The sequence below is a fragment of the Rhodococcus sp. NPDC080181 genome, assembly GCF_040702225.1.
Lineage (GTDB): Bacteria > Actinomycetota > Actinomycetes > Mycobacteriales > Mycobacteriaceae > Rhodococcoides > Rhodococcoides fascians.
In genome coordinates this window covers 1-1,183 of sequence record NZ_JBFBKN010000071.1, presented here as the reverse complement: position 1 = coordinate 1,183, position 1,183 = coordinate 1, and the positions used below count along the sequence as shown (strand labels likewise).

Here is a 1,183-nt window from a genome sequence, read left to right as displayed (position 1 = left end):
GGCGGATTCTAGGGGTCCTCGCAACACCTGATGGTCAGATGCCTGTCAGTAGATCACGTAAACGCTCGGCTGGAGTTTTCCAGCCGAGCGTTTTGCGTGGACGGGAGTTGAGGCGGTGGGCAACGTTCTCGAGGTCGGTGGCGCTGTACACGGACAGGTCCGTGCCTTTGGGGAAGTACTGGCGTAGCAAGCCGTTTGTGTTCTCGTTCGATCCGCGTTGCCATGGTGAGTGTGGATCGCAGAAGTACACCGGCACCCCGGTGGCGACGCTGAACTGCTTGTGCGCTGCCATCTCGCACCCTTGGTCCCACGTCAGTGAACCGCGCAAATGCGTTGGGAGAGAACCGATCAGAGGAACCAGAACGTCCCGGACCTCCTCTGCAGTGTGCCCGCCGGGGAGGTGACCGAGAAGCAGGTACCGGGTAGAACGCTCGACCAATGTCACGATCGCCGACTCCGATCGAGTACCGACGATCAGATCACCCTCCCAGTGCCCGGGCACGGAGCGGTCGGCGACCTCCGCCGGCCGCTCGGAGATCATCACCATCGCATCGACGAATCGTGAGGTGCGCTGCTCGGGTGAGCGGTGCTGTACGCGGCGAGTACGTCCGGTGCGCAATGCGGCAGCAACTTCTCGGCGTAGTCCGCCGCGCGACTGTACGTAGATGGCCTGGTAGATCGTTTCGGTGCTCACACGCATCGCCTTGTCATCGGGGAAGTCGACAACTAGAGCGTGGCAGATTTGCTCGGGCGACCACTGCAGGGCGAGTTTGCCGGCGACGTAGGACCGGAGCGAACCCTGTGCCGCCAGCTTCGCCGGTTTCGGCCGGGCACGCGAGATAGCCCACAGCCGATGTGCCCGGTGCGGGTGGTACTCGTCGGCGATGCCGTAGGTGTCGATCTCGCGTTTGACGGTCGAGGCCGCCCGGCCGAGGCGGCGTCCGATCTCACGCAGCGAACACCCGGCTCGACGCAGGTCGGCGATGTGTTCACGGTCGGTCACCGTCAGATACCGAGGGTGCAGTGTGGACTCGATGCGGGCCAGCGACGGCCTCTGAGCAGCGGTGACGAACGTTGTCATACCGGTTTTGTAGTCGATACGTCGACCATCCGGGTGCAGGCGCGCACCACCGATCTTGCGGATGCCCCCGTCCCAGTCCTGCGCGGTCCGGAGGTGGACCCC

General features: G+C 64.2%; 1 protein-coding gene. It reads right to left on the bottom strand.

The window, feature by feature from the left end:
* Positions 1 to 34: 34 nt before the first annotated feature.
* The coding region (locus tag AB0O58_RS26750) for an IS30 family transposase (protein ID WP_366239038.1) at positions 35 to 1,183 on the bottom strand (1,149 nt) is incomplete at its 5' end.